This is a genomic window from Pseudomonas sp. Os17 (assembly GCF_001547895.1).
In the GTDB taxonomy this organism is placed as follows: domain Bacteria; phylum Pseudomonadota; class Gammaproteobacteria; order Pseudomonadales; family Pseudomonadaceae; genus Aquipseudomonas.
Genome location: NZ_AP014627.1, coordinates 618,139 through 644,999, shown reverse-complemented (window position 1 = coordinate 644,999; position 26,861 = coordinate 618,139). Strand labels below are relative to the sequence as shown.

Genomic DNA, 26,861 nt, shown 5'->3' with positions numbered 1-26,861 from the left:
TTATCTGAAGCTGGGTGACGACCGGACATGGGGCCGCTGCGCGCCCCAGCGGGAGCAAGCTCCCTCGCCACAGACGGCCACCGCCATGGCGTGCGCCGTTATTCGTCGTCGTCGAAGTTGTAACTGCCCGGCGCGAGGTTCTCGAAGCGGGTGTACTTGCCAATGAACGCCAGGCGGATAAAGCCGATCGGGCCGTTCCGCTGCTTGCCGATGATGATCTCGGCAATGCCCTTGTGCTCGGTCTCGGGGTGGTACACCTCGTCCCGGTACACGAACATGATCACGTCGGCGTCCTGCTCGATCGCTCCGGATTCCCGCAAGTCGGAGTTCACCGGGCGCTTGTTGGGGCGTTGTTCCAGGGAGCGGTTGAGCTGGGACAGGGCCACCACCGGGCAGTTGAATTCCTTGGCCAGGGCCTTGAGGGACCGGGAGATCTCGGAAATTTCGTTGGTGCGGTTGTCACCGCTGGACCCCGGGATCTGCATCAGTTGCAGGTAGTCGATCATGATCAGGGCGATATCGCCGTGCTCGCGCACCAGGCGCCGGGTCCGCGCGCGCATTTCCGAGGGGCTGATGCCCGCGGTGTCGTCGATGAACAGCTTGCGGTCGTTGAGCAGGTTGACCGCCGAGGTCAGGCGCGGCCAGTCATCGTCTTCCAGCTGGCCGGAACGGACCTTGGTCTGGTCGATGCGACCCAGGGAGGACAGCATACGCATGATCAGCGATTCACCTGGCATCTCCAGGGAGTACACCAGCACCGCCTTGTCGCTGCGCAGTACCGCGTTTTCCACCAGGTTCATGGCGAAGGTGGTCTTACCCATGGACGGACGGCCGGCGACGATGATCAAGTCGGCCGGCTGCAGGCCGCTGGTCTTCTCGTCGAGGTCGGTGTAGCCGGTGGACAGGCCAGTGATGGCGTTGTCGGTGTTGAACAGGGTATCGATGCGATCGATGGCCTTGGTCAGCAGTTCGTTGACCCCCACCGGGCCACCGGTCTTGGGCCGCGCTTCGGCGATCTGGAAGATCTGCCGCTCGGCCTCGTCGAGGATCTCCTCGGCAGTGCGGCCTTCGGGGTTGAAGGCGCTGTCGGCGATCTCGGTGCTGATGCCGATCAGCTGGCGCAGGGTTGCCCGCTGGCGAACGATCTGCGCGTAGGCCTTGATGTTGGCCACCGACGGGGTGTTCTTCGCCAGCTCGCCCAGATAGCCCAGGCCGCCAACCTGCGACGTCTGGCCTTCCTTGTCCAACTGCTCGGACAGAGTGACCACGTCGATCGGCATGTTCTGGTCGGCCAGCTTGGCGATGGCGCGGAAGATCAAACGGTGGTCATGCCGGTAGAAATCGCCGTCGGACACTTGATCCAACACGCGTTCCCAGGCGTTGTTGTCCAGCATCAGACCACCGAGCACGGCCTGTTCGGCCTCGATGGAATGCGGCGGCACCTTCAGGGCGGCGGTTTGCAGATCGTATTGCTCGGGAGCGGAGATATCGTTCATGGCCACTTGGAATTCGGGGGTGAAAATCAGGATCAGCAGAAAGACAAAGGGCACGACCTGTAAACAGGATCGTGCCCGATGTTAACCGTCAGCCACACAAGGTGCCAGACGATTTGGTACTGCTTAAGCAGCCACCACGACAACGCGTACGGTTGCTTCAACTTCAGCGTGCAGGTGCACGGCTACGTCGAATTCACCTACGTTGCGGATGGTGCCGTTCGGCAGACGAACTTCGCTTTTTGCCACTTCAACGCCCGAGGCGGTCAGTGCATCAGCGATGTCGTGGGTGCCGATCGAACCGAACAGCTTGCCTTCGTCACCGGCGGTGGCAGTGATGGTCACTTCCAGCTCAGCCAGTTGCGCAGCGCGAGTTTCGGCAGAAGCCTTCTTCTCTGCAGCCAGTTTTTCCAGCTCGGCACGACGCGCTTCGAACGCAGCCAGGTTGGCAGCGGTAGCAGCGGTGGCTTTGCCGAAAGGCAGCAGGTAGTTACGGCCGTAACCAGCCTTAACGTTTACCTTATCGCCCAGGTTGCCCAGGTTGGCGATTTTTTCCAGCAGGATCAGTTCCATTTGGTAATAACCTCTTAACTTTTAACCTTCACCGTTCGCAGAGCCGTTATCAGCGTCTTTCGGCGCCAAACGACCGCGAAAATCAACCAGACTGTCGACAATGGCCACAACCACGAGCAACGGATAGATCAGTTGCATGAACGGCAACAGCGTGACGTACAACCCCACCAGCCAGAACCTGGCCAGCTGCCCTTGTGCCACCAGCCCGTGAATCAGGGCCAGCCCGGCAAAAACCAGCGGGATACTGCACATCGGCGTCAGCATGGCCAGTTGTGGTCCGAAATTCGGCCCTACCAGCATGCACGCCAGCAGCAACATCGCTGGCCCAAGAGGGATTCTGATGGCACGAAACTCGCGCCCAAAACCGCCCGGGTTATACAACACAGCCTGCCAGTAACGCCCGAGAATCAGGCTCAGCACACTGACGGCTTGCAACAAGGCCGCTATCAGGCCGGTCAGGACCGGTGCAACCAGCGTGGCAAGACGAGCTTGGTCTTCCACCGGTAACTGCTGGTAGACCTCACCAAAGGCCATCGGCAGGACTTTTATCAATTCCTGCGCCAGCGCTTCGATCTGCGAGCGGTAAGCCGCCCCCAGGACTCCAGCAAACACCAACCCTATCGCTATGCTGACCAGCAGCACGCGGTTCCAGGACTCGCTTGCGCGCAAAACCAACGCAAGACTCGAAGACCCCAGCAGCACCAGAAGCGCCCGTGGATCATCGAACATCAGCCACCAGAACAAACCTGGCAGCACTCCCAGAGCAAGGACGCCAAGGGCATCCTTCAATCCGCGCCGCAGAAGCACTAGGCTCCCGGCGGCAGCACTCAACCAATACAACAACGGCAATGCCGAACAGCCAGCCACTACCAGAGTGGCCTGCACACGACCGCGCATGATGAACTCAGCTAAGGCGCGCATGCATTCAATCCCTTACTACTTGTCGACTGCCCGATCTCAGCGGCCGTGGCTGTCGGTGTAGGCCAGCAGGGCCAGGAAGCGGGCGCGCTTGATAGCGGTGGCCAGCTGACGCTGATAACGAGCTTTGGTACCGGTGATGCGGCTTGGAACGATTTTGCCGGTCTCGGATACGTAGGCTTTCAGAGTGTTGAGATCTTTGTAATCGATCTCTTTCACGTCTTCAGCGGTGAAGCGGCAGAATTTACGACGACGGAAGAAACGTGCCATGTAATTGGCTCCTCAAAAGGTCCGTGGATTACTCGTCAGCGTTATCGCTGGCGTCGCTGTTGTCGCTGTCATCGCCATCGGCGCTGTCAGCATGCTCAGGACGGTCACGACGCTCACGGCGCTCACTGCGGTTTTCTTCAGCCTTGAGCATCTCGGATTGGCCAGTGATGGCTTCTTCGCGACGGATGACCAGGTTACGGATCACAGCATCGTTGTAACGGAAGTTGTCTTCCAGCTCGGCCAGGGCTTTACCGGTGCACTCAACGTTCAGCATCACGTAGTGAGCCTTGTGAACATTGTTGATTGCGTAGGCCAGTTGACGACGGCCCCAGTCTTCCAGACGGTGGATTTTGCCGCCGTCTTCTTCGATCAGCTTGGTGTAACGCTCAACCATGCCGCCGACTTGCTCGCTTTGATCCGGGTGGACCAAAAAGATGATTTCGTAATGACGCATGAATGCTCCTTACGGGTTGTAGCCTGCCGCCTATAAGCGGTCAGACAAGGAGTGAATGACACTGGTGTGTCTTGCCACAGATAGGCACATATGCGCCTGCCGTCACGGCAAGGGGCGCAATTGTAGAGAAGGGGGAACAGCGGCGCAAGGCAATTGGTGATTATTTGAACAACAGCTGCAAGCCACGAGCTTCAAGCGACAAGTCAAAGCGCTTGGCGCTGGTAACTTGCCGCTTGCAGCTTATTTGTTACTTGCGCGAAGTCGAAGCCTTGACGCTACGTTGACGCATGGCTTCGAACAGGCAGACGCCCGTGGCCACGGAGACGTTGAGGCTGCTGACGCTGCCCGCCATTGGCAGGCGCACCAGGTAGTCACAGTGTTCGCGGGTCAGGCGCCGCATGCCTTTGCCTTCGGCGCCCATGATGATGATGGTGGGGCCGGTCAGGTCCTGATCGTATAGTTCCTGTTCGGCCTCGCCGGCGGTGCCGACGATCCACAGGCCGCGCTGCTGGAGCTTTTCCAGGGTCCGCGCCAGGTTGGTCACCGCCACCAGCGGAATCACTTCCGCAGCGCCGCACGCCACTTTGCGCACGGTTGGTGTCAGGGTCGCCGACTTGTCCTTGGGCACCAGCACCGCCAGGGCACCGGCCGCGTCGGCGGTGCGCAGGCAGGCACCAAGGTTGTGCGGGTCGGTCACGCCATCGAGCACCAGCAACAGCGGCGCGCCCTCGGTACGGTCCAGCAGCTCGTCGAGCATGGCCTCGCCCCACACCTGGCTCGGGCTGACTTCCGCCACCACGCCCTGATGCACGCCTTCAACCCAGGCATCCATTTCGCGACGCTCGGCTTGACCGACCGACACACGGTTCTGTGCCGCCAGATCCAGCAGTACCTGAACCCGTGGGTCACTGCGCCCTTCAGCCAACCAGATCTGCTTGACCCGCTTGGGATGGTGACGCAGCAACGCTTCTACAGCATGTACGCCGTAGATCTTTTCCAACTGACTCATGACTTGGCCTTAGGTTTGCGCGCCCCGCCGCTTTTCGCGCCGGAAGCAGAGCCCGCCTTGGGCGGACCTTTACGATGTTTGCTCGGCTTGGCTGGACGGTCGCTGTCTCTGGCCGGAGCCGATTTGCCGGACTTTCCCCCAGACGCCGCTTTACCACCGCTTTTGGCTTCAGCCAGCAGCGCCCGTTTCATTTCACGACTCTTGCGTACTTCGGCGTTTTTCGCCGCCGCGTCGCTCGGACGATAAGCCTCGACCGCCTTCTCCTTGGTGGAGCTGCGACGCCCCGCCTTGGCCGGCGCCGGTTCTTCTACCGCCTTGCTTGCAGGCACGTCCACGACACCGCGCTTCTTGCGGCCGATCGGGGCATTGATGGTTTTTTCGGCCATCTCGAAGTCGATCTTGCGCTCATCCAGATCGACGCGCATGACCCGCACTTCCACGGTGTCGCCCAGGCGGAAACTGCGCCCGGTGCGCTCGCCCGCCAGGCGGTGATGCACAGGATCGAAATGGTAGTAGTCACCCGGCAAGGCGGTGACATGCACCAGGCCTTCGACATAGATATCGGTGAGCTCGACGAACAGACCGAAACCGGTCACCGCAGTGATCACCCCCGGGAAGGACTCGCCGACGCGATCCTTCATGAACTCGCACTTGAGCCAGTTCACTACGTCGCGAGTGGCCTCGTCGGCACGGCGCTCGCTCATCGAGCACTGTTCGCCGAGCTGTTCCAGGGTGGCTTCGTCGTACGGGTAGATACGCGCCTTGGGAATGGTCATCGCTCCAGCTCGACGCACGTGCGGCGTGTCTTGCTTGGAGTGAATCACACTGCGGATGGCCCGATGGGTCAGCAGGTCCGGGTAGCGACGGATCGGCGAAGTGAAGTGGGTATAGGCTTCGTAATTCAGGCCGAAGTGGCCCTGGTTATCGGCGCTGTATACCGCCTGGCTCAGGGAACGCAGCATCACGGTCTGGATCAGGTGGTAATCCGGACGATCCTTGATGGTTTCCAGCAGTGCCTGGTAGTCCTTCGGCGTCGGGCCGTCCTTGCCTTTATGCAGGGACAGGCCCAGCTCGCCAAGGAAGGCGCGCAGCTTTTCCAGGCGCTCCGGCGGCGGACCATCGTGCACCCGGTACAACGCCGGAATCTCATGCTTCTTGAGGAACTCGGCAGTGGCCACGTTGGCGGCCAGCATGCACTCCTCAATCAGCTTGTGGGCATCGTTGCGGGTGGTCGGGCGAATTTCGGCGATCTTGCGCTCGGAGCCGAAAATGATCCGGGTTTCCTGGGTTTCGAAGTCGATGGCGCCACGGGTATGGCGGGCACCGAGCAATACCTTGTACAGCGCATACAGCTGCTTGAGGTGGGGCAGCACATCACCATACTCGCCGCGCAGCTGCTTGGCTTCGCTGGTTTTCGGCTGCTCGAGCATGGTGCTGACCTTGTTGTAGGTCAGACGCGCCTTGGAGTGGATCACCGCTTCGTAGAACTGGTAGTCGGTCATCTCGCCGGACTTGGAGATGGTCATCTCGCATACCATGGCCAGGCGATCGACTTTCGGGTTCAGCGAGCACAGGCCATTGGACAACTGCTCCGGCAACATCGGGATCACCCGCTCGGGGAAATACACCGAGTTGCCGCGCACTTGGGCTTCGGCGTCCAGGGCCGAACCAATCTTCACGTAGCTGGACACATCGGCGATCGCCACATACAGCTTCCAACCGCCACCGAACAGGCGCAGTTTGCCGGGCTTGGCTTCGCAGAACACCGCATCGTCGAAGTCGCGAGCGTCTTCGCCGTCGATGGTGACGAAAGGCAGGTCACGCAGGTCGATGCGCTTCTCTTTGTCCTTCTCTTCCACTTCCGGCTTGAGCTTGCCGGCTTCCTTGAGCACGGCTTCGGGCCAGACATGAGGGATGTCGTAGGTACGCAGGGCGACATCGATCTCCATGCCTGGAGCCATGTAGTTGCCCACCACTTCAATCACGTCGCCTTGCGGCTGGAAGCGCGGCGTTGGCCAGTGCGTGATTTTCACCTCAACGAACTGACCGATCTTGGCGTTGGCATTGCGACCGGGAGTAACCAGCACTTCCTGCTGGATCTTCGGGTTATCCGCCACCACGAAGCCGATGCCGCCTTCTTCGAAGTAACGACCCACGATGCTTTCATGGGCACGGGACACCACTTCGACGATCACGCCTTCGCGACGACCACGACGATCCAGGCCGGAAACCCGGGCCAGAGCGCGGTCGCCATCGAAGACCAGACGCATTTGCGCCGGGCTCATGAACAGGTCATCACTGCCATCATCCGGCACCAGGAAGCCGAAACCGTCGCGATGACCGCTGATACGGCCCAGGATCAGGTCGAGCTTATCCACCGGTGCATAAGTACCCCGGCGGGTGTAGATCAGTTGAGCATCGCGCTCCATGGCGCGCAGGCGGCGACGCAGGGCTTCCAGTTGGTCCTCTGTGGTCAGACCGAACTCTTCTACCAGCTGCTCGCGACTAGCAGGCGAACCCCGGTCAGCAAGGTGCTGGAGGATGAGTTCGCGGCTAGGAATAGGGTTTTCGTATTTTTCCGCTTCACGAGCGGCCTCGGGATCGAGGGACTGCCAATCGGCCATTAGATAAATTTCACCTTGTCTATATGCGGGTTAGTTTGGCATACGCGTATTGAAACGGGAAATTTCAGGCTCAGACAACGCTGGAAAAATCCGCCCCTTCGCTTCAGAAACATCCTTATGCATGCCGCCGATGACTTTTTTCAAACTTTTTTGAAATCGGGGGTTTACAGCTCAAAGGAGCCTCCGTATAGTGCGCGCCATCGACGACGGAGACGTCAGCGATACTGCCCAGATGGTGAAATTGGTAGACACGCCAGCTTCAGGTGCTGGTGGCCGCAAGGCCGTGGAAGTTCGAGTCTTCTTCTGGGCACCAATTCAAGAGCTTGAGATTAGATCAGTTTCAAGGCTCAAACAAAAACCCGCGAAAGCGGGTTTTTGCATTCTAAGTGTTTGATTTAATAAATCCAAAACAGGGGTTTACAGATCAAAACACGATCCGTATAGTGCGCTCCATCGACACGGCGACGACGTCGATACTGCCCAGATGGTGAAATTGGTAGACACGCCAGCTTCAGGTGCTGGTGACCGCAAGGTCGTGGAAGTTCGAGTCTTCTTCTGGGCACCAATTCAAAACTTGAGAGCAACGCTTTCAAGTCTCACAAAAACCCGCGAAAGCGGGTTTTTGCGTTTCTGCCCCCAGCCATCCCCCCCTCCTCACCTGCAGCACAAGCCGCAAAGCGCACATGAGAAACAATATCGTTTATGATTGTTACAAGTTTTTGCGACACAACAGTGAGGAAACCTGCGAATGATGTTCAGAAACACCCTCCTTTCAACATCCCTTCTGCGTGGCTTGACCATCACTTTGCTAGGACTGACCCTGGCATCTCCACTCACCCAGGCAGCCGATAAGATTTCCCTGACCCTGTACAACGGCCAGCACAAGGAAGTCGGCGACGCCGTCGCCAAGGCCTTCGAGGCCAAGACCGGAATTCACGTCAACGTGCGCAAAGGCAGCAGCAACCAGCTGGCCAGCCAAGTCGTCGAGGAAGGCGAGCGCTCGCCCGCCGACGTCATCTATACCGAAGAATCCCCGCCCCTGAACAAACTCGGCGAACAGGGCCTGCTGGCACAGACCGACGCGGCAACCCTGGCCGTGCTGCCCAAGGAATACGTAGCTGGCAACGGCACCTGGATCGGTGTCACGGCACGGGTACGGGTGGTGGCCTTCAACCCGAAACTGATCGACGAGAAAGACCTGCCCAAATCCGTGCTGGAATTCTCCCAACCACAATGGCAAGGCAAGGTCGGCTTCGTACCAACCAGCGGCGCCTTCCAGGAACAGGCCGTAGCCATCATCAAGCTGCATGGCATGGACGCTGCCGAGGAGTGGCTGACCGGGCTGCGCGCCTTCGGCAAGGTCTACAGCAACAACATGGTGGCGCTGAAAGCCGTGGAGAACGGCGAAGTCGCCACGGTCCTGGTGAACAACTATTACTGGTTCGCCCTACAGCGGGAAAAAGGCCAGCTGGACTCCAAACTGCACTACTTCACCGACGGCGACGTCGGCGGCCTGATCACCGTCTCCAGCGCCGCAGTGCTCAAGTCCAGCAAGCACCCCAAAGAAGCCCAGCAACTACTAGCCTACATGGCCAGCGAAGAAGGTCAGCGAGTGATCACCCAGACCACCGCCGAATACCCGCTGCATAAAGGCATGGAATCGAATCGCGGGCTCAAGCCCTTCAGCGAATTGCAGGCACCCAAGGTGACCCCAGCCGACTTGGGCAACGCCGAGCAAGCCCTGGACCTGGAACGCGACGTCGGCCTGAATTGATGAACCCACCGCTATCGCCACTCGCCTCACGCACGCCCTACGTGCCGAGGCGCAAGCGGCCTTCGATCTGGTTGCTGCTGCCGGTCCTGCTGCTGGTCTGCCTGAGCCTGCTACCGCTGCTCTATGTCGGGCTCAAGGCCTGGCAGGCCGGCTGGGCGGAAGCCTTGCACCTGCTATGGCGCCCCTACGTATTGCGCCTGCTAAGCAACACCCTGCTGCTGATGTGCGGGGTGACCATCGCCTGCGCCATCATCGGCCTGTCCCTGGCGTGGCTGCTGGAACGCAGCGATTTGCCGGGGCGGCGAATCTGGGGCGTGGTGCTGTGCCTGCCCTTCGCCGTGCCGGCTTTTGTCAGCAGCTTTACCTGGGTGTCCCTGAGTTCCGGATTCGAAGGGCTGGGCGGTGCGATCCTGGTGATGACCCTGTCCAAGTACCCGCTGGTGTTCCTGCCGGTGGCAGCCACCCTGCGCAATCTCGACCCGGCCCTCGAGGAATCGGCGCGAACCCTGGGACAAAATCGCTGGGGCGTGTTCTTTAAGATCACCCTGCCCCTGCTCTGGCCTTCTCTGCTGGCCGGATCGCTGCTGATCGCCCTGCACATGCTGGTGGAATTCGGCGCCCTGTCGATCATTGGCCTGCAAACCTTTACCACGGCGATCTACCAGCAATTCGAGCTGGAATTCAGCAACGCCAACGCCGCCATGCTCTCAGCCGTGCTGCTGGCGCTGTGCCTGATTCTGCTGGGCCTGGAACTGCAGGTTCGGGGCAAGGGTCGCCATGTGCGCACCGGCCAGGGCGCGGCACGACACGCCGAACAAGTGCGATTGGGGCGCTGGTCCGCAGGGGGACAACTTTACTGCCTGCTGCTGACCGTGATCGGCAGCGGCATCCCCCTGGGCATGCTCGCCTACTGGCTGGCGGTAGGCTCATCAGCCGCCTTTCCAGTGGCCGCCATCAGCCAGGCGCTGCTTTCCTCCCTGGCGCTGTCGCTGGGCGGTGCCGGCCTGTGCCTGATGCTGGCGGTGCCAGTAGGCCTGTTGGTGGTGCGCTACAAGGGGCCGTTGGCGCTCTGGGCCGAACGCCTGCCCTACCTGCTGCACGCCCTGCCAGGCCTGGTGATCGCCCTGACCCTGGTGTATTTCGCCCTGCACTATGTGCCAGCGCTGTATCAAACCTCGGCGCTGCTCCTGATCGCCTATGCCTTGCTGTTCCTGCCGCTGGCCCAGGCGCCGATCCGCACAGCACTGAACAAGGCGGCGCCACAGCTGGAAGAGGCGGCCAGAACCCTCGGCGCATCGTCGTTCAGCGCTTTCTGCCGAGTGACCCTGCCGATCATCTTCCCCGCACTGGGCGCAGCGTTTGCCCTGGTGTTTCTGGACGCCATGAAAGAGCTGACCGCGACACTGCTGCTCAGCCCGACAGGGCTGAACACCCTGGCCACGGAGGTCTGGGCGCATACGGCGAATGTGGAGTTTGCGGCGGCGGCACCTTATGCGGCGCTGCTGATTCTGGTATCGGGGCTGCCGGTCTATCTGCTGACGACGCGGATGTATTTGAGTCGCTGAGAAGGGTTGCGCCAACAAGCCGACTCCTGCGCAACGGTGCAGGAGCCGGCTTATCAGCGAAGCATCAGGCGCGGAACTGGCCGAGACTGGCCTTGAGCTGCGCCGCCAGACTGTCCAGCACCTTGCCACTGGCGGTGGTTTCCACCACCGCCTGGGCCGCCCGCTCGGCCTGGGCATGGATGGTTTCCACCCGCCCACGCACCGCTTGCGCGCCCTGAGCCTGATGGGCCGCGGCCTGGGTGGCCAGGCCAATGGCGGCATGTACCTGTTCGACCGAAGACTGCACCGTCTGCTGCAGGCGAGCACTGTCACGCAGCACCAGCAAACCCTCGCTGGCCTGACGCCCAGCCTGACCAATGGCCGCCACCGCCTCCCGCGCGCCCTGCTGCAGCGCGCCGATATGGGCCTGGATGTCGCCAGTGGAGCTCTGGGTCTTGCTGGCCAGGGCTCGCACCTCATCCGCCACGACGGCAAACCCGCGCCCGGTTTCACCGGCGCGCGCCGCTTCGATCGCCGCATTCAGCGCCAGCAGGTTGGTCTGTTCGGCAATGCCATGAATCACCGTCAGCACCACCTCGATCTGCTCGCTCTGCTGCGCCAGGCGCTCGATCACCTTGGCCCCGGTATCCACCTGCCCGGCCAAGGCCTCGATGAGGTTGCCGACCTGCTCGGAGGTACGGGTGTTCTCGTCAGTGGCCTGACGGATCTCCACCACCTGCTGCAGCGCCGCCTGCATCGCCTGGCTTTCCGCCTGGGCTTCATCAGCCATCTGCGACAGCGCCCGCAGGCTTTCCGCCACCTCGTCGCGCTGCGCTTCGGCCGCCGCATCCGCCCCGGCATTACGCAGGCTCATGGCGCCGATCTCGACACCGGTACGCTGCGCCACATCCCCCGCCTCACGCACGATGGGCTGCAACTTATCCACAAAGCGATTCACCGCCGAGGCCATGTCGCCGATCTCATCATTGCTGTTGAGCGGCACACGCTTGGTCAGATCCCCCTCGCCTGCTGCCAAGTCATTGAGGGCGGAAATCAACAGGTGCAACTTGTTCACCACGCGCCGCCCCAGCACCACCGCCAGCAACAGCAGCAAAGCCAGCCCCACCAGCGCCAGGCCCACACCGATCTGCCAGCGCAGCGTCGCTGCCGCCTCTTGCACCGTGCTGGTGGTATTGGCCTGCATCTGCGCGGCAGTGGCCTGGGCCGACTGCAAGCGTGAACGCATGGCCGCCGAACTGTCGGCAGAGGCTCCCTTGAGACTGTCGCCGACCAACTGGTCACTGCTGGCGATCAATGCCCCAAAACGCTGATCCAGGGCGGCAATATCCGCTTCCACAGAAGCCGTGGACACCCCCATCAGCACCTTGCCGATCTCGACCCCATTAGGGTTGATCGATGCCTCCAGGTAGTAGACCGAAGGATCGTTCTTGGCCGCATCCAGCACCTTGTCCAAGGCCCGATCGCCCTTGCCCTTCTCCAGCAGGGCCTTGTTGATCGGATTCTCGCGGTTCAGGTAACGCGTCAGGTGTTCACCCGCAGCATCGTCATAAACCACGAACAACACGTTGGGATTACGCTGAGCACGTCGTGCGAACTCGGACAAAGTCGGCACATCACTGTCCCACATGGCACGAGGCGCCACGGAGGCCAGCAACTGAGCCATGTCATTGGCAGAGTCCTTCAGGTCCTTTTCCAGGGCCGCACGCAGTTGCACCTGCTCTTCCTTGAGACGGGAAGACAGGCCCGCGGTCAGACGCTGACGGGTGCTGCTGGACAGGCTTTCCAGGCTGGAAGTGACTTCCTTGCCTGCCTGCTCGAGTTCGCCAGACAACTTCTGGCTATCAACCCCCAAACGCGAAGCCAGATCGGCCTCCAGGGCAGTCACCGTGCTCCGAGTCAGGGCAACCGCGAGCACTACCTGCACCAAAAGGGCGATACCGAGGGTAACGAACACAGGCCGCAGTAAACGGCTTTGTAACAGTGAGAGAACGGCCGACACAGGAAATCCCTCTACTTTTGACGCCATTATTCTGATGGCACTCTAGAAGTGGATTTCACAGCAAGGGTCGTGCCGCGCGGCGAGCAGAAACGACAAAGGGCCCCATCAAGGGCCCTTTGGTTTTTACATCAACGACTTATCAAGCGAACGGATGGCGCAGAACGATGGTTTCGTTGCGGTCCGGACCTGTCGAAATAATGTCGATCGGCGCGCCGACCAACTCTTCGATGCGCTTAATGTAGGCCTGGGCGGCAGCAGGCAGCTCTTCCAGGGTCTTGGCGCCCAGGGTCGATTCGCTCCAGCCCGGCATCTGCTCGTACACCGGCTCCAGGCCGATGTAGCTGTCGGCGTCGGTCGGCGCGTCGATGACTGCACCATCCTGGTTCTTGTAGCCGACACAGATGTTGATGGTTTCCAGGCCGTCCAGCACGTCCAGCTTGGTCAGGCACAGGCCCGAGATGCTGTTGACGTCGATGGCGCGACGCAGGATCACGGCGTCGAACCAGCCGCAACGACGGGCACGACCGGTAGTAGCACCGAACTCGTGACCACGCTTGGCCAGGAACGCACCGACGTCATCGAACAGTTCAGTCGGGAATGGACCCGAACCCACGCGAGTGGTGTAGGCCTTGGTGATGCCCAGGATGTAGTCCAGGTACATCGGGCCCACGCCCGAACCGGTGGCGATGCCGCCGGCGGTGGTGTTGGAACTGGTGACGTACGGGTAGGTACCGTGGTCAATGTCCAGCAGCGAGCCCTGGGCACCTTCGAACATGATGTCCTTGCCGGCGCGGCGCAGTTGGTGCAGCTCGGCGGTGACGTCGAGCATCATCGGCTTGAGCAGCTCGGCGTACTCCATGCATTCGTCCAGAGTCTTCTGGAAGTCGATGGCCGGCTCTTTGTAGTAATTGACCAGGACAAAGTTGTGGTAGTCCAGCAACTCGCCCAGCTTGGCGGCGAAACGCTCGCGGTGGAACAGATCACCGATGCGCAGGCCACGACGGGCAACCTTGTCTTCGTAAGCCGGGCCGATGCCGCGACCGGTGGTACCGATCTTCTGCTCGCCACGGGCCTTCTCGCGAGCCTGGTCCAGGGCTACGTGGTAGGACAGGATCAGCGGGCAGGAAGGGCTGATGCGCAGACGCTCGCGCACCGGCACGCCTTTCTCTTCCAGCTTGACGATTTCACGCATCAAGGCGTCCGGTGCTACCACCACGCCGTTACCGATCAGGCACTGCACGCCTTCGCGCAGCACGCCGGACGGAATCAGGTGCAGCACGGTCTTCTCACCGTCGATCACCAGGGTGTGGCCAGCGTTGTGGCCACCTTGGTAGCGCACTACGGCGGCGGCATGTTCGGTCAGCAGATCAACGATCTTGCCTTTGCCCTCATCACCCCACTGGGTGCCCAGGACTACGACATTCTTACCCATAACACTTGTCCTCATTCGCGCAAACTTGGTGCCGGCAGCCGCCGGCAGGAAAACTCAAGAAGCCAGCGGCAATACTTGCCAAAGCCCATTCTGCTGAATCAATTGCCGGTCGCAGTCCGCTTCACGGGCGGCGGCCAAAGGTTGTCCAGGCAACGCCTGAACGACACGCTGACCCTCACTGCGCAACTGGCAGACGGTCTGCCAGAGTGCCGCGTCAGTGCTGTCAGGCATCCAGATACCGCCGGACGGTAGCTCGACTTCAGCACGCCCCAGGGTCACCAGGGTTTTCAAATCGGTGGAGAAACCGGTCGCCGGACGGGCACGTCCGAAGTCCGCGCCGATGTCATCGTAACGACCGCCCTGGGCAATGGATTGACCCACGCCCGGCACGAACACCGCGAACACCACACCGGTGTGGTAGTGATAACCACGCAGCTCGCCCAGATCGAAGTACAGCGGCAAATCAGGGAAACGCACCGACAAGCGCTCGGCAATGGTCAGCAACTCATCCAGCGCCAGCAGCACCGAAGTCGGTGCGCCAGCCAGGCGGCGACGGGCATCACTCAATACTTCGCGACTGCCGCACAACTCCACCAGGGAGCGCAGCATGTCGGCCAGATCGGCGGGCAGGCCCTGGGTCAGGCTGATGACTTCATCGATCGCCTTGCGCTGCAGGGCATCGAACAATTGTTGCTCTACGGCACCGGACAGACCGGCCGCCTGAGCCAGGCCACGGTAGATACCCACATGCCCCAGATCCATGTGCACATCCGGCACATCGGCCAGTTGCAGCATGGCCAGCATCAGGCTGATGACCTCGACGTCGCTGCTTGGACTGGCATCGCCATACAACTCGGCGCCCAGCTGGATCGGGCTGCGAGAGGACGACAAGGCTCGGGGCTGCGCATGCAGCACGCTGCCGGCGTAGCACAGGCGGCTCGGCCCTTCGCGACGCAGAGTGTGAGCGTCGATACGCGCCACCTGTGGCGTGATGTCGGCACGGAAACCCATTTGCCGGCCCGATTGCGGGTCGATGACCTTGAAGGTGCGCAGATCCAGGTCCTGGCCGGCGCCCGTCAACAGGGATTCCAGGTATTCGATATGGGGAGTAACGACGAACTCGTAACCCCAGCTCTGAAACAGATCCAACACCTGACGACGCGCTACTTCAATGCGCGCCGCTTCCGGCGGCAATACTTCTTCGATGCCATCTGGCAGCAGCCAGCGGTCTACCGTTGCCATTACGCCATTCCCCTATGGTCCGGGCGGCAAGCCTTCGGCCAGCCTTAGAGTGAAGCAGAAAACAGTCGCATCCGACGCGAGCTCAGCCGGACAGGCAGCCAGAAATCAGCTGTACAGACCATTTTCCTCGAAAAATCTTACCGGGCTCTTGAACGAACCACGGCCAATCAAAGATGCAGACGCAAAAAAGCCGGGAATTTCCCGGCTGCCGCATCATACACCCGTTTTACCAAAGGATCACCCCGCGAGGCATTTTAGCCGCCCGGCGGGGTGTTCCCGGATCAGGGCCTGATCAAGGCTTGGACTTTTCCAGATAGTGGAAAAAGTCGCTGCTTGGGTCCAGGACCATGACGTCGGATTTGTTCGCGAAGCTTTCACGGTAGGCACGCAGGCTACGATAGAACGCGTAGAACTCCTGATCCTGACCGTAGGCCTTGGCATAGATCGCCGCCGCCTGGGCATCGCCATCACCGCGCACTTCTTCAGACTCGCGATAGGCTTCAGCCAGCAACACACGCCGCTGACGATCAGCGTCGGCACGAATGCCTTCTGCCAGCTCGTTACCCTTGGCCCGGTGCTCGCGAGCCTCACGCTCACGCTCGGTGCTCATGCGCTCGAACACGCTGCGGTTCACTTCCTTCGGCAGATCGATCGCCTTGACCCGGACATCGACCACTTCGATACCCAGTTCCTTCTCGGCCATCTTGTTCAGCGAAGCGGTGATATCCGCCATCAGAGCGTCACGCTCGCCGGAAACCACTTCATGCAGGGTGCGCTTACCAAACTGGTCACGCAGGCCCGATTCCAGGCGACGAGAAAGACGCTCGTCGGCGATCTGCTTGAGACCGGATGTGGCGGTGTAGAAGCGCTCGGCATCCTTGACCCGCCACTTGGCGTAGGCATCCACCATCACGGCTTTCTTTTCCAGAGTCAGGAAGCGCTGCGTCGGTGCATCCAGGGTCATCAGGCGCGCGTCGAACTTACGCACCTGGTTCACGTAGGGCACTTTCACATGCAGGCCAGGCTGGACATCGGCCTGGACCACACGACCGAACTGCAGCAACACCGCACGCTCGGTCTGAGCGACGATGTAGAAGCTGTTCCAGGCAACCACCGCCACGACAACACCCACGATCAGGGCGATCAGCGATTTATTGCTCATCAGCGACTCTCCCTAGAACGCGTCTGCTGCTGTTGCTGCATATGATCAGCCGCAGCGCGCGCGTTCGCTTCATTGCTGGCCGCAGAAGCCGAGCCCGTTACCGGAGCAGCGCCGCTACGACCACTGTCGATCATCTTGTCCAGCGGAAGGTAGAGCAGGTTGTTCTGCCCACCCTTGCTGCCGGTCACCAACACCTTGCTGGTGTTGCTGAAGACTTCCTGCATGGTGTCCAGGTACAGGCGCTGACGGGTGACTTCAGGAGCCTTGCGGTATTCGGCAACCAGCTTGGTGAAACGATCTGCCTCACCCTTGGCCCGAGAAACCACTTCGTCGCGATAACCGTTGGCGTCCTCGAGGATGCGCTGAGCCTGACCACGAGCCTCCGGCACTACGCCGTTGGCATAGGTTTCAGCCTGGTTGCGCGAGCGCTGTTCATCTTCACGGGCACGGATCACATCGTCGAAGGCTTCCTGTACTTCACGCGGTGCAGCTGCGCTCTGTACGTTCACCTGAGTCACGGTGATACCGGTGCGGTAGTTGTCGAGGAAACGCTGCAGACGCTCCTTGATCTCGCTGGCCATCAATTCACGGCCTTCAGTCAGCACCTGGTCCATGGCGGTTGAACCCACCACATGGCGCAGGGCGCTGTCAGTCGCATGCTGCAGGCTGATTTCCGGCTGATCCACGTTCAGCACGAAGTCCTGCAGGTTGCTGATCTTGTACTGCACGGTCAGCGGCACTTCGACGATGTTCTCGTCCTCGGTGAGCATCTGCCCCTGCTTGGTATAGGCACGCTCGCGCGTGACGTTTTCCATGTACTTGCGATCGATCGGCGGGAAGTAGATGTTCAGACCCGGGCCGACGGTTTCGTAGTATTTGCCGAAGCGCAGCACCACGGCCTGCTCCTGCTCATCGACTACATAAACCGCGCTGTACAGCCACACGGCCGCCAGCACGACAAGACCAATACCCAGCAAGCCGAAACCACCGCCCTTGCCGGAGCTACCGCCGTCATCACCACGTTTCTTACCACCACCGAACAACCCATTCAGGCTTTCCTGCAGCTTACGGAAGGCCTCGTCGAGATCTGGTGGCCCCTTGCGATCGCCATTATTGCGGCGCTTACCACCCCAAGGGTCCTGATTATTCGAGTTGCCACCCGGCTCATTCCAAGCCATAGCGCTCTCCATCTGATAAAGCAAAGACGCACCCACGGCGCGCCGACCAATGCTACAGAATGCCTGCTACAGCGGCACAACCGCTTGCCCAGGCTTTTATTGCAAAGTGTGTTGCTCGATGAATTCCGACGGCTGCAAACCTTCGCGACTGACCAGCCGATTCAACTCGGTCCGCGGCAGGCGAACGGCCAGCAAACTGACACCCTCGTCGTCATGATCTTCTTTCTGCACAGCGTTCAACTGGAAAAACTGTGCTCGCAGTCGAGCAAAACGTTGAGGCAAGCGCAAGGTGCCCACGAACAAATCTTCACCCAGCAGTTCCGCGATGGCCTGCTTGAGCAGATCCAGCCCCTGGCCGTCACGGGCCGACAGCCAGACTCGCTGCGGCTTGCCGTCCGGATCGCGCTGGATCTGCGGCTCCACACCCTCGAGCAAATCGAGTTTGTTATAGACCTCCAGGATCGGCAAGTCTTGAGCCCCGATCTCGCCCAGCACCACCATCACCTGCTCGATCTGGGCAGTACGCTCGGGTTCATGCGCATCGATCACGTGCAGCAGCAGGTCGGAGTTACTGGACTCTTCGAGGGTAGCTCGAAATGCCTCCACCAGCTTATGCGGCAGGTGACGAATGAATCCCACGGTATCGGCCAATACAATCGGCCCCAGGTCATCCAGCTCCAAGCGGCGCAAAGTCGGATCGAGGGTAGCGAACAGCTGGTCGGCGGCGAACACATCGGAAGCGGTGACAGCATTGAACAACGTGGACTTGCCAGCGTTGGTATAGCCCACCAGCGACACCGAGGGAATGTCGGCACGTTTGCGGCCACGGCGGGCCTGCTCACGTTGACTGCGAACCTTTTCCAGGCGCGCCTTGATTTGCCGCAGACGCACTCGCAGCAGGCGCCGGTCGGTTTCCAATTGGGTTTCACCCGGACCACGCAGACCGATACCGCCTTTCTGCCGTTCAAGGTGAGTCCAGCCGCGGACCAGCCGCGTGCTCATGTGCTCAAGCTGGGCCAGTTCAACCTGGAGCTTGCCTTCATGGGTGCGCGCACGCTGAGCGAAGATATCGAGAATCAGGCCCGTGCGATCAATCACGCGACACTCGAATACACGTTCGAGGTTACGTTCCTGACTGGGCGTGAGGATGTGATTGAAAATCACCAGGTCTACCTGTTCGGCTTTGACCAGGTCGCGCAATTCCTCGACCTTGCCGCTGCCAACCAGGTATTTGGCGGTTGGCCGATGACGCGGCACGCTAACAAACGCGACGGTCTCGGCGCCGGCCGATAATGCCAGCTCCTGAAACTCCTGCGGATCTTCGCGCGCCTCAGGGTCCTGACCATCCAAGTGAACGAGAATGGCCCGTTCACCACCACCGTGGCGCTCAAAGAACAAAGGAGACTCCTATCAGGCGTTACCTGGCTCAGCGTCACCCTGTTCGGATTCGGATGCACTAGGCAGACGAATTGGGCGAACCGGAACCACTGTAGAGATAGCGTGCTTGTAAACCATTTGGCTGACGGTGTTTTTCAGCAGGATGACGAACTGGTCAAAGGACTCGATCGTGCCTTGCAGTTTGATTCCGTTAACCAGATAGATGGATACCCCAACTTTCTCTTTACGCAATGTATTCAAGTAAGGGTCTTGTAGCGAATGCCCTTTTGACATGTGCCGCACTCCTTTAAGGATCAATAATAAAAATCGGAAAACAGATAGCTAAAACCGTCACACCCCCAAGGATAGACGGCAATTGCAAGGACTCAGCTCAATATGGAGATCGTCCCTAAGTATTTCAAGGCGCGTGGCAGATTGTCGCAATCCAGGCTGTCCAACCATTGCAGGTCAGCCCAACTGCGTAACCAGGTGAACTGCCGCTTCGCCAATTGGCGCGTGGCGATGATGCCCCGCTCCTGCATTTCGGCTGACGTCAGTTTGCCATCCAGGTAATCCCAGACTTGGCGGTAGCCCACAGCACGTATAGACGGCAACCCGGCGTGCAGGTCACTTCTGGAGCGCAGAGCTACGACCTCATCAATGAATCCCTGTTCCAACATTTGTGTGAATCTTTGTGCAATACGCTGGTGCAGTACCTGACGATTCGCCGGAGCGATGGCCAGATTGGCGACAGTATAGGGCAATTGACCGCGTCCCGATGCGCCTGCTTCAGTACTTTGCGCCAATTGACGCTGACGATGAGCGGTCATCGTCAGCCCACTGACCCGATAGACTTCCAGTGCCCGAGTCAGACGCTGGGGATCATTGGGATGGATCCTGGCGGCCGACTCCGGATCCACCGCCGCCAACTGATCATGCAGCGCCTGCCATCCCAGACGCTGGGCCTCTTCTTCAAGCTCGGCCCGCACCTGAGGGTCCGCCGGCGGCATGTCCGCCAGACCTTCGAGCAACGCCTTGTAGTACAGCATGGTGCCGCCCACCAGCAGCGGAATCTTGCCCCGCGCGGTGATATCGGCCATCGCCGCCAGGGCATCGGTCCGAAAGTCCGCCGCTGAATAGCTTTCTGCGGGATCGAGAATGTCGATCAGGCGATGGGGATATTGCGCCAGCAATTCCCTGGAAGGCTTGGCGGTGCCGATGTCCATGCCGCGATAGACCAGCGCCGAGTCGACACTGATCAACTCGCAAGGCAGCACCTTGCTCAGCTCGATGGCCAGGTCGGTCTTGCCCGCAGCGGTCGGGCCCATGAGGAAAATCGCTGGAGGAAGCTGAGTCATCAACGGCCGCGCAGAAAGAGTTTGTCCAAATCGTCCAGACCCAATTGGGTCCAGGTCGGTCGACCATGATTGCACTGGCCACTGCGCTCGGTATTTTCCATATCCCGCAGCAAGCCGTTCATTTCCGCCACGGCCAGACGCCGATTGGCGCGAATGGCACCGTGACAGGCCATGGTCCCCAGCAGCTCGTTGAGATGAGCCTGGATCCGGTCGCTGGTGCCGTACTCCATCAGATCCGCAAGCACATCGTGCACCAGGCGATTGGCTTCGGCCTGCTTCAGCAGCGCCGGAATCTGCCGGATCGCCAGGGACTCGGGCCCCAGGCGTTGCAACTCAAAGCCCAGCCGCTGAAACCAGGCGGCATGCTCTTCCGCGCAATCGGCTTCACGCTGGCTGACGGCAATCGACTCCGGCACCAACAGCGGCTGGCCACTCAGGCCTTCGCTGGCCATCGCCACCTTCAAGCGCTCGTACATGATCCGCTCATGGGCGGCGTGCATATCCACCAACACCAGGCCCAACGCATTCTCCGCAAGGATATAGATGCCCTTGAGCTGGGCCAGGGCATAGCCCAGAGGCGGAATATCCTCCTGCCCTTCCGGCAGGGTGGTGGCCGCCGCACCGGGCAGCGGGGCAAAGAATTCGCGATAGACGCCCTGGGATTCCGCCGCCGGCAATACCGGCTGGGGACGCGGCGTGTACTGGTACTGATAGCCGCTGCCGGCCGCGGAACCCGGAGCGCTGAAACCCGGCTGGGACTGCGGCTGCTCCAGGGCCAGGTTCGCGGCAAGGCGCATTTCGCCTTGCGGTCCGAACTCACCGGCTTCGATACCGGTCGGGCGCACGATACCGGCCACCGCTGCCGGCGCCGCCAATTGATCTTCGGGGCGCACATCCCCCAGGGCCCGGTGCAAGGTGCCATACAGGAAGTCGTGGACCATGCGCCCATCGCGGAAGCGCACTTCGTGCTTGGTCGGGTGCACGTTGACGTCGACCGCCGAAGGATCGACCTCGAAAAACAGCACAAAAGTCGGATGCCGCCCGTTGAACAGCACATCGCGATAAGCCTGGCGAACCGCGTGGGCTACCAGTTTGTCCCGCACCGCACGACCGTTGACGTAGAAATACTGCAAGTCCGCCTGACTGCGGGAGAAGGTTGGCAACCCCACCCAGCCCCATAGATGCAGGCCATTGCGCTCGACCTCGATGGGCAGCGCCTGCTCCAGGAAGCCCGAACCGCAAACCGCCGCCACACGCCGGGCGCGAGCCGCGTCGTCCTTGGCTTCGTGCAGGCTGAGGATACTTTTGCCGTTGTGGCGCAAGTGAAAAGCCACATCGAAGCGCGCCAGGGCCAGGCGCTTGATCACTTCCTGCAGATGGTCGAACTCGGTTTTCTCGGCCTTGAGGAACTTGCGCCGCGCCGGTGTATTGAAGAACAGGTCGCGCACTTCCACCGAAGTACCCACCGGATGGGCCGCCGGTTGAACCCGCGGCGCCATGTCCCGACCTTCGGTTTCCACTTGCCAGGCCTGCTCGGCATCCCGGGTCCGCGACGTCAGGGTCAGGCGCGCCACGGAACTGATGGAGGCCAGGGCCTCGCCCCGGAACCCCAAGCTCATTACCCGCTCCAGGTCTTCCAGGTCACGGATCTTGCTGGTGGCGTGCCGTGCCAGAGCCAACGGCAGGTCGTCGGAGGAGATACCGCCACCGTCATCGCGGACCCGCAACAGCTTGACCCCAGCCTGTTCGACATCCACATCGATGCGCTTGGCGCCGGAGTCCAGGCTGTTTTCCAACAGCTCCTTGATCACCGAGGCAGGGCGCTCGACAACCTCGCCTGCTGCAATCTGGTTGGCCAGCCGCGGACTGAGCAGCTCGATGCGCGCGCCGCTGATTACCGAATCACTCATTCCTTGGCCGCCAATTCTGTACCGGGGATGGTCAGGACCTGGCCCACTTTCAACTCATCGCTTTTCAGATTGTTGGCACTGCGCAGGGTGGCCGCCGACACCTGATAGCGCACGGCGATCATGGCCAGGGTTTCTCCGGGGTTGACCCGGTGATCGCGAGGTCCCTGGGCAATCTTGCCGGAGTCCCGCAGCCAGGCAATGTAAGTGCCGGGTGGCGGATTCTGCTGGAAGAACTGCCGCACGCCGCTGCTGATGGAGCGCGCCAGGGCCTGCTGATGACTGGCGGTGGCCAGCTTCGAGGCTTCATTGGAATTGGAGATGAAGCCGGTTTCCACCAGGATCGATGGAATATCCGGCGACTTGAGCACCATGAACCCGGCCTGCTCCACCCGCTGCTTGTGCAAGGGCGTGACCCGGCCAATGTTGTTCAGGACTTTCTGCCCCACATTCAGGCTCGAAGTCAGCGACGCAGTCATCGACAGGTCCAGCAGCACCCCGGCCAGCATCCGGTCCTTGTCATCGAGGCTGACGTTACCGGCCCCGCCGATCAGGTCGGAGCGGTTTTCACTGTCCGCCAGCCAGCGGGCGGTTTCCGAGGTGGCGCCGCGTTCGGACAGGGCGAACACTGAAGCACCAAAGGCGGCAGCCGAAGGCGCGGCGTCGGCGTGAATCGAGACGAACAGGTCTGCACCCTTCTTCCGCGCAATCTCGGTACGTCCACGCAACGGGATGAAGTAGTCGCCAGTCCGGGTCAGCTCGGCGCGGAAGCCCTTGAGGCCATTGACCTGGCGCTGCAACTCGCGGGCGATGGCCAGCACCACATCCTTCTCGTGCTGACCACGAGAGCCGGATGCGCCCGGATCTTCACCGCCGTGACCGGCATCGATCACCACGATGATGTCGCGCTTGCCGGCCGGCGCCGGAGGCAGCTTGATCGCCGGTTCAGCAGGCGTAACCGGCACGGCGGGCACGGTGGTCACTGTCGGTGGCGGGGCAGCAGGCGGCGCCGCGTCGGATGGATTGTCGAACAGGTCGACCACCAGGCGATTGCCGTACTGCGCGTTGGGCGCCAGGGTGAAGCTTTTCGGTGTGACGGCCTTTTTCAGGTCGATGACCACCCGCAAATCGCTGGGAGTACGCTGCGCCGAGCGCATGGCCGTAATGGGGGTGTTGGCCGTGGCGACATTCAGCGGGCCACCGAGGGTCGCACCATTGATATCGATGACCAGACGATCCGGGGCCGTCAGGGTGAAGACGCTGTGCTGAACCGGGCCGGACAGGTCGAAGACCAGTCGCGTGTTATCCGGTGCCCGCCACAGGCGGACGCTGCGAACCTGTGTAGCGGCCACAGCATCGACGGCCAATGCCGTAAGCAACAGTCCTACGACAGCAACCAACGCGCGAATGCGCATACCTAACCCCATCAATTATTTGAATTCCAACGCCAAAGCGGCACACCAGGACTCGCCTCGCGAGCCTTGAGACAACAGATGCACAGAACGCCCATTGTTATGCGGGGTAATGGTAATGGTCAGGTCAGGCTTTGGCAAAAAGCCTGCACCCTTCTGGGGCCACTCCAAAAGGCACAGCGCATCGCCTTCGAAGTAGTCGCGGATGCCCAGAAATTCCAGCTCCTCCGGGTCCACCAAACGATACAGATCGAAGTGAAAGGCCCTCACCGCGCCTATCTCGTAGGGCTCCACCAGGGTGAAGGTCGGGCTCTTCACCGCCCCTGCATGCCCCAGCCCGCGGATGATCCCTCGGGACAAGGTGGTTTTACCCGCCCCCAGGTCGCCCTCGAGAAAAATCACCCCCACCCCCTGGGTGACCTGAGCAATGCGTGCACCAAATTCCACCATGGCCTGCTCGTCGGCCAGAAAAAGGGTTAACTCAGACACGGTGATTGCTCCTCCAACAACTGACGAATGGCTGGAATCAGATCACTGGCCGCCAGCCCACGGCCCAATTTGCCTTGTCGCTCGCCGGCGCTGGCATGCAGCCAGACACCCAGGCAAGCCGCATCGAACGCCGACAGCCCCTGCGCCAGCAACGCACCGATCAGCCCCGCGAGTACATCCCCCAGCCCCGCGGTCGCCATCGCCGGGTGCCCGGCATCACAGCGCGCCAACTGCCCATCGGGACCGGCGATCAAGCTGCCGGCGCCCTTGAGCACCGCAACCGCCGCATATTTTGCGCTCAAGGCCCGGGCCGCCGCCGGCCGATCGGCCTGAACCTCCGCGCTGGTCAGGCCCAGCAGACGAGCCGCCTCACCAGGATGGGGCGTGATCACACTGCCAACTGGCAGTTGCAGCTCGCCTTGCGCCAGCAGGTTCAAGGCATCGGCATCCCAGACTTGAGGCAAGGGTGCATTGGCCGCCGCGGACAACAGACTGCGTCCCCACGCCCCCTGCCCCAGACCCGGGCCGACCACCAACACCGACGCCTTGGCCAGCAGCCCCATCAACTGGTTGGCCGAATGAGTGCCCTGGGTCATGACTTCCGGCAGGCGCGCCAGCGCAGCCGCCACGTGCTCGCTGCGGGTCGCCAGGGAAACCATCCCCGCGCCACTGCGCAAGGCACTTTCCGCGCTCAACAACGCGGCGCCGGCCAAACCGCGGTCGCCGCCGATCAGCAACAGATGGCCGAACTGGCCCTTATGGGCATCCACAGGCCGGCCGTTCAAGCGCGGCAAATGACCGCCAGTCAGCAACTGAACGTCAGGTAATGGGTGTTTTGTCTGCGGCATGCGTCTCAGGGCTCCGATGTCTGGCAGAATTATACGCACCTCAGCCCCGGTTTCTCTCGCCTCATGCCCGCTATTACCCAGGATCTTCCCGCTCTCGCCCAATCGATCAAGGACTGGGGCCGCGAACTGGGCTTTCAGCAAGTCGGCATCAGCGGCCTGGACCTGGCCGAGCACGAACAGCACCTGGAGCGCTGGCTCGCCGCCGGCTACCACGGCGAGATGGATTACATGGGCGCCCACGGCAGCAAGCGCTCCCATCCCGAACAACTGGTGCCCGGCACCCTGCGCGTGGTTTCGCTGCGCATGGACTACCTGCCTGGCGACACCCAGATGGCCCAGCGCCTGGCCCAGCCTTCCAAGGCCTATGTCTCGCGCTACGCCCTGGGCCGTGACTACCACAAGCTGATTCGCAAGCGCGTACAGCAGTTGGCCGAGCGCATCCAGCAAGCCATAGGTCCGTTCGGCTATCGCGCCTTCGTCGACAGCGCGCCGGTCCTGGAAAAAGCCATCGCCGAACAGGCCGGGCTCGGCTGGATCGGCAAGAACACCCTGGTACTCAATCGCAAGGCCGGCAGCTACTTCTTCCTCAGCGAACTGTTCGTCGACCTGCCGCTACCGGTGGACGAGCCTCACGCCAGTGAGCATTGCGGGCGCTGCACCGCCTGCCTGGACATCTGTCCGACCAACGCCTTCGTCGGCCCCTACGTGCTGGACGCGCGACGCTGCATTTCCTACCTGACCATCGAACTGAAAAACGCCATTCCCGAAGAGCTGCGCCCGCTCATCGGCAATCGGGTATTCGGCTGTGACGACTGCCAGATCGTCTGTCCCTGGAACCGCTTCGCCCGGACCTCGGCAGAAGGCGACTTCAAGCCCCGGCATAACCTGGACAACGCCGAACTGGCAGAGCTGTTCATGTGGGACGAGGACAAGTTCCTCAGCAGCACCGAGGGCTCGCCCCTGCGCCGCGCCGGTTACGAGCGCTGGCTACGCAACCTGGCCGTGGGCCTGGGCAACGCACCGTCGAGCATTCCCGTGCTGGAAGCGCTCAAGGCCCGGCAGGACCACCCCTCGGAACTGGTACGCGAACACGTGGAATGGGCCCTGGCGCAGCACGCCAACCGTCAGTGTTCGTCGTTGTAGACGAACTTGGGCATTTCCCAGTGGAAACGGATCGCCAGCAGCCGCAATAGGAAGCCGCCGAACAGGGTGATCAGGATCGACTGCTCGCTCGGCAACTGCAGATAAATGCACAGCATGTAGCACCAGGCCGCGGCGAACGACACGCTGGCATACAGCTCACGGCGGAAAATCAGCGGAATGTCGTTGCAGAAGATATCCCGGAGGATGCCGCCAAAGACCCCGGTGATCACCCCACTGACCGACGCCACCAGCATGCCGTGGCCCATTTCCAGGGCGGTCATGCAGCCGATCAGGGTAAAGGCCACCAGGCCCACGGCGTCGAGCACCAGAAACAGCGAACGCAGATGACGCATCAAGGGCGCGATAAAGATCGTCACCAAGGCCGCCACCGAGGTCAGAACCAGGTACTCCGGGTGCTTGACCCAGGTCAGCGGGTAATGGCCGAGCAACACGTCGCGCACCGAACCCCCCCCCAGCGCGGTGACACAAGCGATCAGCACCACGCCGAACCAGTCCATGCCGCGACGGCCGGCAGACAGGGCGCCGGTCATGGCTTCGGCGGTAATGGCGATCAGATAAAGCATCAACAGCATGATGGCGGTCCTTACAAGAAGGCGCGCAGTCTACTCAGTTG

General features: G+C 61.3%; 23 protein-coding genes and 2 tRNA genes. 5 read left to right on the top strand and 20 right to left on the bottom strand.

Annotated elements, in window-relative coordinates; genetic code table 11:
• Window positions 1-98: 98 nt before the first annotated feature.
• From dnaB to rnr, 7 genes are all read right to left on the bottom strand, one after another.
• Window positions 99-1,496 (bottom strand): replicative DNA helicase, encoded by a 1,398-nt coding sequence (gene dnaB / locus POS17_RS02870; RefSeq protein ID WP_007921486.1) that lies wholly within the window; start codon window positions 1,494-1,496, stop codon window positions 99-101.
• A 123-nt stretch (window positions 1,497-1,619) separates the two neighbouring features.
• Window positions 1,620-2,066, bottom strand: a complete 447-nt coding sequence (gene rplI / locus POS17_RS02865) for a 50S ribosomal protein L9 (RefSeq protein ID WP_007921484.1) — start codon at window positions 2,064-2,066, stop codon at window positions 1,620-1,622.
• Window positions 2,067-2,087: 21 nt separating this feature from the next.
• Entirely contained in the window at window positions 2,088-2,987 is a 900-nt protein-coding gene (locus POS17_RS02860; protein WP_060837270.1) for a hypothetical protein, read from the bottom strand.
• Between the two features lie 36 nt (window positions 2,988-3,023).
• Window positions 3,024-3,254 carry a 30S ribosomal protein S18 gene (rpsR, locus tag POS17_RS02855; protein WP_002551829.1) on the bottom strand — a complete coding sequence of 77 codons (231 nt, stop codon included), beginning with the start codon at window positions 3,252-3,254 and terminating at the stop codon, window positions 3,024-3,026.
• A 28-nt stretch (window positions 3,255-3,282) separates the two neighbouring features.
• Window positions 3,283-3,708 (bottom strand): 30S ribosomal protein S6, encoded by a 426-nt coding sequence (gene rpsF / locus POS17_RS02850; RefSeq protein WP_011058949.1) that lies wholly within the window; start codon window positions 3,706-3,708, stop codon window positions 3,283-3,285.
• Window positions 3,709-3,955: 247 nt separating this feature from the next.
• Window positions 3,956-4,717, bottom strand: coding sequence for a 23S rRNA (guanosine(2251)-2'-O)-methyltransferase RlmB (gene rlmB / locus POS17_RS02845; RefSeq protein ID WP_060837269.1), 762 nt, complete (start codon window positions 4,715-4,717; stop codon window positions 3,956-3,958).
• Window positions 4,714-7,341, bottom strand: a complete 2,628-nt coding sequence (gene rnr, locus POS17_RS02840; RefSeq protein ID WP_060837268.1) for a ribonuclease R — start codon at window positions 7,339-7,341, stop codon at window positions 4,714-4,716. The genes rlmB and rnr overlap by 4 nt, the downstream gene beginning before the upstream one ends.
• A gap of 226 nt (window positions 7,342-7,567) precedes the next feature.
• On the opposite strand from rnr, the gene POS17_RS02835 reads away from it, so the two are divergent.
• The 4 genes from POS17_RS02835 to POS17_RS02820 all read left to right on the top strand — a co-directional run bounded on the left by POS17_RS02835 (window position 7,568) and on the right by POS17_RS02820 (window position 10,680).
• Window positions 7,568-7,654: transfer RNA gene (locus POS17_RS02835), tRNA-Leu, on the top strand.
• Window positions 7,655-7,819: 165 nt separating this feature from the next.
• Window positions 7,820-7,906: transfer RNA gene (locus POS17_RS02830), tRNA-Leu, on the top strand.
• Between the two features lie 183 nt (window positions 7,907-8,089).
• Complete coding sequence (locus POS17_RS02825) at window positions 8,090-9,115, top strand: extracellular solute-binding protein (protein WP_060837267.1); 1,026 nt, start codon at window positions 8,090-8,092, stop codon at window positions 9,113-9,115.
• Window positions 9,115-10,680, top strand: a complete 1,566-nt coding sequence (locus POS17_RS02820) for an ABC transporter permease (protein WP_060837266.1) — start codon at window positions 9,115-9,117, stop codon at window positions 10,678-10,680. The genes POS17_RS02825 and POS17_RS02820 overlap by 1 nt, the downstream gene beginning before the upstream one ends.
• A 64-nt stretch (window positions 10,681-10,744) precedes the next feature.
• Here POS17_RS02820 and POS17_RS02815 read toward each other — a convergent pair whose 3' ends face one another.
• The 12 genes from POS17_RS02815 to POS17_RS02760 form a co-directional block, all read right to left on the bottom strand.
• Window positions 10,745-12,679: a methyl-accepting chemotaxis protein gene (locus POS17_RS02815; protein WP_060837265.1), complete on the bottom strand. Its 1,935-nt coding sequence runs from the start codon at window positions 12,677-12,679 to the stop codon at window positions 10,745-10,747.
• A 139-nt stretch (window positions 12,680-12,818) separates the two neighbouring features.
• A complete protein-coding gene (locus tag POS17_RS02810) occupies window positions 12,819-14,111 on the bottom strand; it encodes an adenylosuccinate synthase (RefSeq protein WP_047283686.1) in 1,293 nt (430 codons plus the stop codon).
• Window positions 14,112-14,165: 54 nt separating this feature from the next.
• The gene (locus POS17_RS02805; protein ID WP_016965258.1) at window positions 14,166-15,353 is read right to left on the bottom strand and encodes an ATP phosphoribosyltransferase regulatory subunit; all 1,188 of its coding nucleotides are present in this window, start codon (window positions 15,351-15,353) and stop codon (window positions 14,166-14,168) included.
• A gap of 292 nt (window positions 15,354-15,645) precedes the next feature.
• Complete coding sequence (hflC, locus tag POS17_RS02800; RefSeq protein ID WP_016965257.1) at window positions 15,646-16,515, bottom strand: protease modulator HflC; 870 nt, start codon at window positions 16,513-16,515, stop codon at window positions 15,646-15,648.
• A complete protein-coding gene (gene hflK, locus POS17_RS02795) occupies window positions 16,515-17,693 on the bottom strand; it encodes an FtsH protease activity modulator HflK (protein WP_047283685.1) in 1,179 nt (392 codons plus the stop codon). Before hflK ends, hflC begins: the two co-directional genes overlap by 1 nt.
• A gap of 96 nt (window positions 17,694-17,789) precedes the next feature.
• Complete coding sequence (hflX, locus tag POS17_RS02790) at window positions 17,790-19,091, bottom strand: ribosome rescue GTPase HflX (protein WP_060837264.1); 1,302 nt, start codon at window positions 19,089-19,091, stop codon at window positions 17,790-17,792.
• A gap of 12 nt (window positions 19,092-19,103) precedes the next feature.
• Window positions 19,104-19,364 (bottom strand): RNA chaperone Hfq, encoded by a 261-nt coding sequence (hfq, locus tag POS17_RS02785; protein WP_007921378.1) that lies wholly within the window; start codon window positions 19,362-19,364, stop codon window positions 19,104-19,106.
• A gap of 92 nt (window positions 19,365-19,456) precedes the next feature.
• Window positions 19,457-20,428, bottom strand: coding sequence for a tRNA (adenosine(37)-N6)-dimethylallyltransferase MiaA (miaA, locus tag POS17_RS02780; RefSeq protein WP_060837263.1), 972 nt, complete (start codon window positions 20,426-20,428; stop codon window positions 19,457-19,459).
• Window positions 20,428-22,338, bottom strand: a complete 1,911-nt coding sequence (gene mutL / locus POS17_RS02775) for a DNA mismatch repair endonuclease MutL (protein ID WP_060837262.1) — start codon at window positions 22,336-22,338, stop codon at window positions 20,428-20,430. Before mutL ends, miaA begins: the two co-directional genes overlap by 1 nt.
• On the bottom strand, window positions 22,335-23,762 hold the full coding sequence (locus POS17_RS02770) for an N-acetylmuramoyl-L-alanine amidase (protein WP_197662855.1): 1,428 nt from the start codon (window positions 23,760-23,762) through the stop codon (window positions 22,335-22,337). The genes mutL and POS17_RS02770 overlap by 4 nt, the downstream gene beginning before the upstream one ends.
• A 3-nt stretch (window positions 23,763-23,765) precedes the next feature.
• Complete coding sequence (tsaE, locus tag POS17_RS02765; protein ID WP_060837261.1) at window positions 23,766-24,236, bottom strand: tRNA (adenosine(37)-N6)-threonylcarbamoyltransferase complex ATPase subunit type 1 TsaE; 471 nt, start codon at window positions 24,234-24,236, stop codon at window positions 23,766-23,768.
• Window positions 24,224-25,084: an NAD(P)H-hydrate dehydratase gene (locus POS17_RS02760; RefSeq protein ID WP_060837260.1), complete on the bottom strand. Its 861-nt coding sequence runs from the start codon at window positions 25,082-25,084 to the stop codon at window positions 24,224-24,226. Before POS17_RS02760 ends, tsaE begins: the two co-directional genes overlap by 13 nt.
• A 63-nt stretch (window positions 25,085-25,147) precedes the next feature.
• Between POS17_RS02760 and queG the strand changes: the two genes are divergently transcribed.
• A complete protein-coding gene (gene queG, locus POS17_RS02755) occupies window positions 25,148-26,227 on the top strand; it encodes a tRNA epoxyqueuosine(34) reductase QueG (RefSeq protein ID WP_060837259.1) in 1,080 nt (359 codons plus the stop codon).
• On the opposite strand, the gene POS17_RS02750 is transcribed toward queG, so the two are convergent.
• The gene (locus POS17_RS02750; RefSeq protein ID WP_173655924.1) at window positions 26,209-26,823 is read right to left on the bottom strand and encodes a trimeric intracellular cation channel family protein; all 615 of its coding nucleotides are present in this window, start codon (window positions 26,821-26,823) and stop codon (window positions 26,209-26,211) included. The two genes, queG and POS17_RS02750, sit on opposite strands and share 19 nt — an antisense overlap.
• Between the last annotated feature and the right edge of the window lie 38 nt (window positions 26,824-26,861).

Coding starts and splice junctions, on each gene's coding strand:
- queG (WP_060837259.1), top strand. CDS start 25,148: ATGCCCGCTATTACCCAGGATCTTCCCGCTCTCGCCCAATCGATCAAG.
- rnr (WP_060837268.1), bottom strand. CDS start 7,341: ATGGCCGATTGGCAGTCCCTCGATCCCGAGGCCGCTCGTGAAGCGGAA.
- POS17_RS02810 (WP_047283686.1), bottom strand. CDS start 14,111: ATGGGTAAGAATGTCGTAGTCCTGGGCACCCAGTGGGGTGATGAGGGC.
- POS17_RS02770 (WP_197662855.1), bottom strand. CDS start 23,762: ATGGGGTTAGGTATGCGCATTCGCGCGTTGGTTGCTGTCGTAGGACTG.
- rplI (WP_007921484.1), bottom strand. CDS start 2,066: ATGGAACTGATCCTGCTGGAAAAAATCGCCAACCTGGGCAACCTGGGC.
- miaA (WP_060837263.1), bottom strand. CDS start 20,428: ATGACTCAGCTTCCTCCAGCGATTTTCCTCATGGGCCCGACCGCTGCG.
- rlmB (WP_060837269.1), bottom strand. CDS start 4,717: ATGAGTCAGTTGGAAAAGATCTACGGCGTACATGCTGTAGAAGCGTTG.
- rpsF (WP_011058949.1), bottom strand. CDS start 3,708: ATGCGTCATTACGAAATCATCTTTTTGGTCCACCCGGATCAAAGCGAG.
- POS17_RS02825 (WP_060837267.1), top strand. CDS start 8,090: ATGATGTTCAGAAACACCCTCCTTTCAACATCCCTTCTGCGTGGCTTG.
- POS17_RS02820 (WP_060837266.1), top strand. CDS start 9,115: ATGAACCCACCGCTATCGCCACTCGCCTCACGCACGCCCTACGTGCCG.
- rpsR (WP_002551829.1), bottom strand. CDS start 3,254: ATGGCACGTTTCTTCCGTCGTCGTAAATTCTGCCGCTTCACCGCTGAA.
- POS17_RS02805 (WP_016965258.1), bottom strand. CDS start 15,353: ATGGCAACGGTAGACCGCTGGCTGCTGCCAGATGGCATCGAAGAAGTA.
- hflC (WP_016965257.1), bottom strand. CDS start 16,515: ATGAGCAATAAATCGCTGATCGCCCTGATCGTGGGTGTTGTCGTGGCG.
- dnaB (WP_007921486.1), bottom strand. CDS start 1,496: ATGAACGATATCTCCGCTCCCGAGCAATACGATCTGCAAACCGCCGCC.
- mutL (WP_060837262.1), bottom strand. CDS start 22,338: ATGAGTGATTCGGTAATCAGCGGCGCGCGCATCGAGCTGCTCAGTCCG.
- hflK (WP_047283685.1), bottom strand. CDS start 17,693: ATGGCTTGGAATGAGCCGGGTGGCAACTCGAATAATCAGGACCCTTGG.
- hfq (WP_007921378.1), bottom strand. CDS start 19,364: ATGTCAAAAGGGCATTCGCTACAAGACCCTTACTTGAATACATTGCGT.
- POS17_RS02760 (WP_060837260.1), bottom strand. CDS start 25,084: ATGCCGCAGACAAAACACCCATTACCTGACGTTCAGTTGCTGACTGGC.
- POS17_RS02860 (WP_060837270.1), bottom strand. CDS start 2,987: ATGCGCGCCTTAGCTGAGTTCATCATGCGCGGTCGTGTGCAGGCCACT.